This window comes from Bartonella sp. CM31XJBT, assembly GCF_028618555.1.
Lineage (GTDB): Bacteria > Pseudomonadota > Alphaproteobacteria > Rhizobiales > Rhizobiaceae > Bartonella.
Window position 1 is genome coordinate 357,691 of sequence record NZ_JAQITD010000001.1, and the last position, 9,700, is coordinate 367,390.

General features: G+C 38.6%; 1 protein-coding gene and 1 pseudogene. Both read left to right on the forward strand.

The window, feature by feature from the left end; genetic code table 11:
- Positions 1-610: 610 nt before the first annotated feature.
- A complete protein-coding gene (locus PVV63_RS01430; protein WP_273790299.1) occupies positions 611-6,877 on the forward strand; it encodes a Vomp family autotransporter in 6,267 nt (2,088 codons plus the stop codon).
- Between the two features lie 640 nt (positions 6,878-7,517).
- A pseudogene (locus PVV63_RS01435) lies at positions 7,518-9,700 on the forward strand (hypothetical protein); the annotation flags it as partial.

The window sequence follows — 9,700 nt, forward strand, 5'->3', positions numbered from 1 at the left end:
CTTTTGTCTTTTTATGAAGAGGACAAGATGAGCACGTTGGAACTTTTTACAGAGCGTGCATCATTATATTAAGAAAGATTTCTTTCAAAGATATGCATTATATATTGAAACAGATTATCTCGCAACAAAGAGTGAGATTATCATGATAATCGTTATCTATTACATTGTGCTATAAGTTAAAAAAATCATAAATTTGTGTTTATAAGAACAGCTATTTTATTGAGAAGTATTTTTACAAATTTATAAAAAATTATTTTTTACACTCTTGCCATTTTGCTGATGCGCTTTATTTGAAAAGTAGAATTGCTCTTTAGTGAAACTATTTTGTTAAGAGATAAATCGCAGTATTTTTAAATGGAGATTACGGTATATTTTCAAAGTCTTGTGTTTTTATTGATTTTTTAGCTTGAATCCCTCTAGCTAAAAGGGTTGGGGACTTTTCTAGATTTGATGTTGTTGCAGAGATTTAGGGCGATGCCGTAAAGATGGCGGTATCGTAGGGGGAGAGTTTTGTCTTGATTTATTGGTTTTTGAAGTGCGCAAACAAGGGTTTTGCCGTGTGTGTTTTCGCACGTTGTAATGATGTTGAACTCTGTTGGAGGAGGTTCTTATGAAAAAAAAATATTCCACACCAAATTTAATTAAAGTTGTCTCTCTTAGTACGGTAATGGCGACACTCTTATCGAGTGTTTCTCCTGTTTTTGCTGCCGGTCTTTCCATAAGAGGAGCAACTGTTCAGAGTTCGAATCTTGGTAATGTTCCTTATCCACATGGTAGTCATGGCAGTGTTGTTCTATCTGGTGATGATGATTTCTGTGGTGTAGACAACGTTATTGGTCGTGGCGGCAAACAACAAGCGTCAGTTACTCAACGAATAACTGCAAAAGAACAATATAATAGATTTATTAATGATCAGGATTTTTCTGGCCGTCATCCCTATGGTACGACGACTGAACAGGTTACTTGGGTTAGTGATGGTGTGACGATTAACGGTCGTGGTCAGCAGGTGAGTGGCTATATGGGAGCGCTGTACGGTGGTTCTATAAATGCTCTGCCTGAGGCTTATGGTGTTTATTCTTTTGCAACCGGTTGTGGATCTGCTGCAACGGGTAATTATTCAACCGTTTTTGGTGCAGGTGCAACAGCAAAAGCTGGTGGAGCGCAAGCTTTTGGTGTTTCCGCGCTTGCGGCTGGAAAAGCAAGTGTTGCTATGGGTGTGGGATCAGAAGCGTCGGGGGAATCTACGGTTGCTATTGGTGGGCTTGCAACTGCTTCTGGTAAAAATAGCATTTCTATAGGTGAGAGTTCTCAAGCTACGCAGGACGATGCGATCGCGGTTGGTTCAAATGCAGAAGGGAACGGTATAAATAGTGTTGCTATTGGTAAGTTCGCATCTGCATCAGGTTACAATAGTTTTGCATTAGGGTTAAAGACCAAGGCAAGTAACGACTACACGGTTGCTATAGGCTCAAAGGCTGAGGCTCAAGCTCTTGGTTCTATTGCAATAGGTGGTGGAGAACCTGCAGACAACGGGGAAGAAAGAAAAGTAATAGCAAAAGGCAAAAATTCGATTGCCATAGGTTCTCATACTTTTGCTGAGACGGCGCATTCAGTTGCAATTGGTATAAATGCACAGGTACTTGTTATAGATGGTGTTGCCGTGGGTGGAGGGGCTGTCTCTCGTATTGATAAGCATGCTTTGGGTTATGATCCTGTAACAAATACTGTAACAACAAAGAGTGATCTTGCATGGAAAAGTACTGCGGGTGATTTTAGTGTTGGTAATACTAATCAGAATTTAACGCGACAGATTACAAATGTTGCAGCGGGGAGTAAAGACACTGATGCCGTCAATGTTGCACAGTTAAAAGCTATGAGAGATGTTATGGCTGGAGCAGGAGGCGGCTGGAAAATTTCTGTTAATGACGAAGGTTCTACAGATGTTAATCCAAGCGATATTGTAGATTTTTCAGTGAGAAGTAACGGCGGAGTAGGAAAAGACAACTTAAAGATTGAAAAAGACAGTGCAAATAATAAGCATAAAGTCAAATTTGCTTTGAGTGATACTCTTAAGTTGACGAGTGTCACTACAGGACAAAGTTCTATGAGTGACGATGGTTTTATGATCACTAATGGGGCAAAAATAACTATAGACGGTATTGATGCTGGCAATCAACAGATTACAGGAGTAAAAGACGGGACTGAAGATGATCATGCAGTGAATTATAAACAGCTGAAGGAAGTAAAAGAAGCAGCCAAAACGCACTGGCAACTTACTGTTAACGGTGAAAATCCTATGTCTATTGGACAGAACAATACGGTAAATTTTGCATCTGTTGGTAAGGAAGGGGGCGGGAATATCAAGATTGTAGGAGATGGTAGCCGTAATGTTACATTTGATTTAGCTGATGATATTACAGTGACAAGTGTTGCTGCCGGTAACAGCTTTATGAATAATGATGGTTTCATGATTACTGGTGGTCCTCATATGGCTACTGGAGGTATTTATGCTGGTAATAAAAAGATTACGGGAGTGCTAGCGGGAACTGATGCTGAGGATGCAGTAAATTATCAACAGTTGCAAGATTTTACAGCGAGAATTAAAACGGGTTGGAAACTTGCTGTTGAAGATGAAGAGGCTACAGATGTTGAGGCAGAGAGTACAGTAAAGTTTGTAGGTGTTAATGCAGAGGATGGTAATGAAGAAAGTAAGAATATCAAAATTACCAAAAACGGTGACAATACTGTAAAGTTTGATTTGAATGATATTGTCAGAGTTAAACGTGTAATAGCAGGTAAGGCGAATGTAAGCGATGATGGCTTCGTGATTACTGGTGGTCCTAATATGACTACTGGGGGTATTGATGCTGGTAATAAAAAGATTACGGGAGTGCTAGCGGGAACTGATGCTGAGGATGCTGTAAATTATAAGCAGTTGCAAGAAATAAAAGATCAAGTAGCAGGCGGTGCCCTTGTTAAATGGGACGAAAGCCAAAAGCTGATCACTGTTGGTAAGGAAAAAGGTGGCACGAAAATTGATATTGCAGGCAGTGATGGAGATCGGACTATCGCAGGCGTGAAAGCGGCAGAAAAGGATAATGAAGCTGTTAATAAAAAGCAACTTGATGATACTATAGTAAACATTAATAACAATATTAAGAATGTGAGTGATTTCGCGGTTCTCTACGATAAGAATGGGGATAATTCTGTCAATTATAACAGTGTGACTTTGGGTGGTGATAAGGGCAAGGGGCCAGTTGCTCTCCTTAATGTTAAAGGTGGTAAAATTTCTTCTGATTCAACAGAAGCGATAAATGGTAGTCAGGTCAATAAGATATCTGGAGATGTTGCAAAATTCTTTGGTGGGGGTGCAGCATTTCAGAATGGTGCTTTTGTAGGCCCTAGATATAATCTATCTAAAGTGTCTGAAGATGGTAACGTAGAACAGAAAACCTTTGAAAATGTTGGTGATGCTTTGACAGGGCTTGATGCGAATGTCAGAAATGTGAATAGTCGTTTAACACATGTAGTCAATAATTTTGTTGAGGAATTTCAGGGGCTCTCTGAAGATGCTTTATTGTGGGATAATGGAGAAGGAGCATTTGTTGCACTTCATGAAAAAGATGGTGTGGAGACAGATAGTAAGATTAAATTCCTTGCGGATGGCGATATTTCAGGAGATTCAACAGATGCAATAAATGGTTCTCAACTTTATAAGATGGGTGATAAGATTGCGAATTATTTTGGCGGTGATGCTAGCTATGAGAATGGAGAGTGGCAAGCTCCTACCTTCAAGGTTTCTCAGCGTAACGCGAATGGTACTATTGTTGCGAATAAATACAATAATGTTGCTGATGCTTTTGATGGAGTCGATGATTCTATCACGGATATTTATAATCAGATTAAAAATGTGACAAGCGATATCCTTGTCAAGCAAGATGGAGGAGAGAATTCTCCTATCACCATTGGTAAGGCAACAGGTGGTGCTGTAATTAATGTTGCAAATAAATCAGGGGAGGCTCGTACAATTTCTGGTGTAAAAGCAGCGGTAGAAGACAATGAAGCTGTTAATAAAAAACAACTCGATGAAAGCATAGGAAAGATTAACAACAATATTGAGAATATAAGTGCCTCTGCGGTTCTTTACGATAAAAATGATAATAACACTGTCAATTATGAGAGTGTAACTTTAGGAGGTAATAAGGTTAACGGGCAAGTTGCTCTTCATAACGTCAAAGATGGAGAGATTTCCGATCAATCGCATGATGCGATTAATGGTAGTCAGATTAACAAGATATCTGGAGATGTTGCACAATTTTTTGGTGGTGGTACTTCATTCGAGAATGGAGTCTTTAGAGGACCGAGATATAATTTAACTACTATTGATGAAAATGGTCAGGAAAAACAGACGGAACATAATGATGTTGGATCAGCTTTGTCAGGGCTTAATATGAACATCAGGCATGTTAATCAGCATTTGCTCTATGCAATAAATGATGTTGCTAAATATTTTGGTGGTGGCGCTGGATATGATGAAAATGGAGAATGGCATGCTCCTACTTTCCAAGTTTATCATATCAACGATAATGGCACTTCCTCTAAGCAGCCTTATTCGAATGTTGCTGATGCTTTTGAAGGTGTGAACAATACTTTTAGCGCAATTCACAATCAAATTTCTAATATCACAGAAAATAGTTTGGTTCAGCAAGAGGGAGAGAATGGTTTTATTACCGTTGGTGCTAAAACAGGTGGTACTAAAATCAGCATTGCAAATAAGGACGATAAAGAGCGGACACTTTCGGGTGTGAAAAAGGCGACACTCTCTATAATATCGACGGAAGCAGTAAATGGTTCACAGCTCTTTACTACTAATCAGAATGTTAACGCTGTAACAGGTGATCTGAAAAAGGTTGCTGAAAATACATCGAAATATTTTGGTGGCAGTACAGATGTACTTGCAGGTATAGAACCAGCTTTCCTTATTCAGGGGCAGACACATCATAATGTTACGGATGCATTTACTGGTGTAAATACTTCTATTACAAATATTGATAATAAGATTTCCGATGTGGTAAAAAATAGTCTTGTTAAGCAAGATGGAGGTGCATCAGGTGTTATTACTATTGGTAAGGATACAGCGGGTACTGAAGTCAATATTGCAGGATATGCTGGTGTAGCACGTTCTATTTCTGGTGTTAAAGCAGCAGTGAAGGGCGATGAAGCTGTTAATAAAGACCAACTTGATAAAAGCATAGAGAAAATTTCTAAAGATATTGATTTTGCAAGTGCTGCTGCGGTTCTCTATGATAAAGATGAAGATGGTAATGTTAATTATGGTAGTGTGACTTTAGGCGGCAATAAGAGTAATGGGCCAGTTGCTCTTCATAACGTAAAAGATGGTAGCATTTCTGAAAATTCCAACGATGCAATCAATGGTAGTCAGATTAATAAAATATCAGCAGATATTGCAAAGTTTTTTGGCGGTGGTGCAAAGTTCATTAACGGTGCTTTTGAAGGGCTGAAATATACTTTATCGGCTATTGTAGGTGGTGAGGTAGGGAAGGCTAACTTTTATGACGTTGGTTCAGCTTTAACAGGTCTTGATAAAAATGTTCAAGATGTGAATCAACGTTTAACGAATGTATCCAATGAGTTTAATCAGAAAATTGAAGATTTCTCTAAAGATGCTTTACTGTGGGATGATGATGAAGAAGCATTTGTGGCACGTCATGAAAAAGCTGGGCAGAAAACAAAGAGCAAATTGAAGTATCTTTTGGATGGTGAGATTGCTCAAGGTTCAACAGATGCCATTACGGGCAACCAACTTTATTCCATGAATAACCAGCTTGCTAATTATTTCGGTGGCGGTGCTAAATATGAGAATGGCAAATGGACAAATCCTACTTTTAAGATTGTTCAAGTCAATGCTGATGGTACGACTGTTGAGAAAGAGCACCATAATGTCGCTGATGCTTTTGGTGATATTAATAATGGGATGTCAAATATTAACAACCGTATTGATGATGTCATCAACAAGGTCGATACAGATGCTTTAAAGTGGAACGATAAAGAAAAAGCCTATGATGCTAATCGTGATGGCAAGCCGAGTAAAATTATCAATGTAGCTGATGGTAAAATTGTAGAAGGTTCGAAAGATGCGGTTAATGGTGGACAACTTTGGGAAACCAATGAACGTGTCACGGGTGTTGAAAAAGATGTTAAGCATCTTACCAACAGAGTCGACAATATTTCCACTACGGTTACGGATATTGGTGAAACGGTTTTCAATATTGAAAACAAAGTTAACGATATTGCTGAGGACGCTGTTCGTTATGACAGAGATGAAAACGGCAAAAAAACCAATAAAATCACATTAGCGGGTGGTGATGCCAGTGAACCTGTTTTGATTGATAATGTAGCTGATGGTAAAATTGAGAAGGGATCAAAAGAAGCTGTAAATGGTGGTCAACTCCATGACTATACTAAAGAACAGATGAAGATTATTCTTGATGAATCCAAGCACTACACAGATCAACGGGTTAATAATATTGTGATTGATGCGATTGATGATGCTGTTGATCAGTCTAAACAATATACAGATATGAAGTTTAACGTTTTAAACTACAGTATTGAGAGTGTGAAAAAAGAGGCAAGACAAGCAGCGGCTATTGGTCTTGCGGTGTCTAACTTACGCTACAATGATACACCTGGAAAATTAAGCGTTGGATTTGGTACTGGTTTATGGCGTAGTCAATCTGCATTTGCCTTTGGTGCAGGTTACACCTCAGAAAATGGAAAATACCGCTCTAACATATCCGCAACAACTTCTGGAGGTCACTGGGGTGTAGGTGCGGGATTCAATATGACATTGAACTGATAATAAACAAAATACACGAAAATTCCTTTTCACCCCTGTCTCATGAGGCAGGGGTGAATTGTTGTTACGTATGTAAAAATCATATATATATAAATTGATAAGCGCTATAACGACAAATACAGGTTTAAAAAACAGAAAAAACCTATACACTTTCAACAAAATGAACTTCTTATTTCAAAATAAGATAATAAGTTTTTCCATAAATTATAAGTTCATTATTTTTTCTTTAATTTTTAAATCTAAAAAATCTGTAGCGCTTTACAGATAGAAAAAAACTTTCGCTCTACTACAAATCTATTAAAAAGTTTTCTACTAAGATAAAAGTACACATTCAAATGTATTTCAACTTTACTGGAAGAAGTTATAAAACAATCCACTAAATCAACTCTACCCCTTGCAAAAAACAAACAATAAGTTTAAAAGTTAAAAAAACTAATCACCACAAAGAAATTTACTTTCTTAGGAAATGTAAAAGAGCAAAACACATTAACCATAAAAGCTAAAAACACAACTTCTCTATCTTTGCAGCCCGGTACTAAATTTTTGAATACGTTTAGAAAAACCAAATTTAGGAAACTTTATAGCGTTTAAATGTGTCTTTTTTGTGTTTATAGTTATTTCTTTCATTGGGGAGTTCATTATGAAAAAATTATATACAAAATTAACAGGGAGCAATTTAAAATTTTCCCGTTTTCCTTTTATTAAAGTCTTATCCTTGACTTCAATAGCTGCACTTTTAGCCAGTATTTCCCCTGTTTTTTCGAATGATCTTGATTCAGGAGAAGAGATTTCTGCAAACATAAGGAACACTGCTGAGATATATCCACAAAGTATTGTCTCTGTTTATGATAGCTATAACAGTGATTTGGATTCTTCTAGTGCATCACAGGAAAATTATTTAACAGCGCTGAATGTTTCTTTGACATCCAAGGTAAGTGCTGCTGATGACTATGCAAATTTTTTAACCAAAACTCTTACTGGTGTGAGCGATTATAGTCCTATAGTGAATGTTTTGGCAGAAGCCAGCGATTCAATACGTTCAATTGATATGAATGCTGGAAGTAAAAAAATAACAAGAGCAGCTTTAACTCCAAGAGTTGTAACGGGCGGTCAAATGACTAGGGCTGGGAATTTGGGTAATCCTCTTGTCCATGGTGAACGAGCTCAGGGAGAAGCTCATGATGCTATTGTTTACGGGCAGGTAGCGCAGACGAAGGCTGACCAAGGGATTGCAATCGGCTTAACTGCTTTAGCCGGTAGGAGTAGAGATACTAAAAATAGCATTGCAATCGGTTCTTCTCTAACCGATAGTTATGATGAAAAAGAGAGAACAGTTTCATTAGGTGATTTTTCAATAGCCTTCGGTAGTAAAGCACATAGTTATGCAAATGAAGCGATTGCTATGGGGTACAATGCATATGCACAGGAGCAGGCGCTGCAGGGAATTGCTATAGGCGCTAGCTCTAATGTGACGGTTGCGGCAGGTGTTGCTCTAGGAAGCGATTCTATATCCGATAGGGCTGCTGGTGAGCTTGGCTACACTTCTTTGTTGCAGGGGCCTGCAACAAACGTTGAGGCGCAATGGAAAAGTACGCGGGGCTCAGTTAGTGTTGGTGATTATAGTAAGGGTATAACCAGACAAATTACAGGCGTAGCTGCTGGTTCTAATATTACCGATGCAGTGAACCTTAAACAGTTGCAGGACTTAGAACAAGTTGTAAGACAAAACGGTTGGAAATTCTCTGTTGGAGATAAAAATGCTACAACTGTTCTTATGGATAGCGCGGTAGATTTTTCCGCTGGAAGTAGCAACCTAAATATTACAAAGGGCAAAGAGGACAATAAAGTAAAGTTTGATCTGGCTCAAGACATTGCACTGGAGAGCGTAAAGGCAGGTAAAAATACCTTCGATGCTACGGGCTTAGTAATTACTGATGGTCCGAAAATAACCACCGGAGGTATAGATGCTGGGGGTAAAAAGATTACAGGAGTGTCGGATGGCACTGGAGCGAACGATGCAGTTAATTTTTCACAGTTAAGCAAAACCAATGAGGGTCTTTCGTCCACAGCGAAAAATCTGGAAACGGCTATGGCGAATACATCAAAATATTTTGGTGGAGGTGCAGGAGTTGCTGGTTCTGACATGACGGGACCAACTTATGACTTATCCAAGATTGATACAAAGGGTAATATAACAGAGGGCTCTTTTAAAGATGTTGGGAGTGCATTTACTGGTCTTGATACAAATATCAAGAATGTGAATGCACGGATTAAAGAAGTTTCTGAAGGAGTAGCACAGGATTCTTTGTTATGGAATGATGAAGCCAATGCCTTTGTAGCGCGTCATGAAAAGAGAAAAGAAGAAAAAGGCAGAGCTGTAAGAACACAAGAAAACAGTAGAATTACGTTTCTAGAAAGTGGTGAGATTACCCAAAACTCAACAGATGCAGTAAATGGTGGTCAGCTCTATACAATGGGTAACACGCTTGCATCCTATTTTGGTGGTGGTGCTGGTTATGATGAAGAGGGCAAATGGAAAGCACCGGATTTCAAGATCAAGCAGTTTGGTGAGGATGGTACTTCTTTTGACAAGAACTATACGAATGTAGCGGATGCACTTGCAGGTGTTGGAAGTTCTATCACGAATGTTCAGAATAAATTGACTGAACAGGTTAATAATGTGATTACCAAAGTAGAAAGTGAGAGCTTTGTTCAGCAAGACAAAACAACGCATCGTCTCACTATTGGTGCAAAAGTAGGTGGCGCAGAAATCAATATTGCAAATGAAAGCGGTGCTGATCGGATAATTTCTGGTGTTGGGGA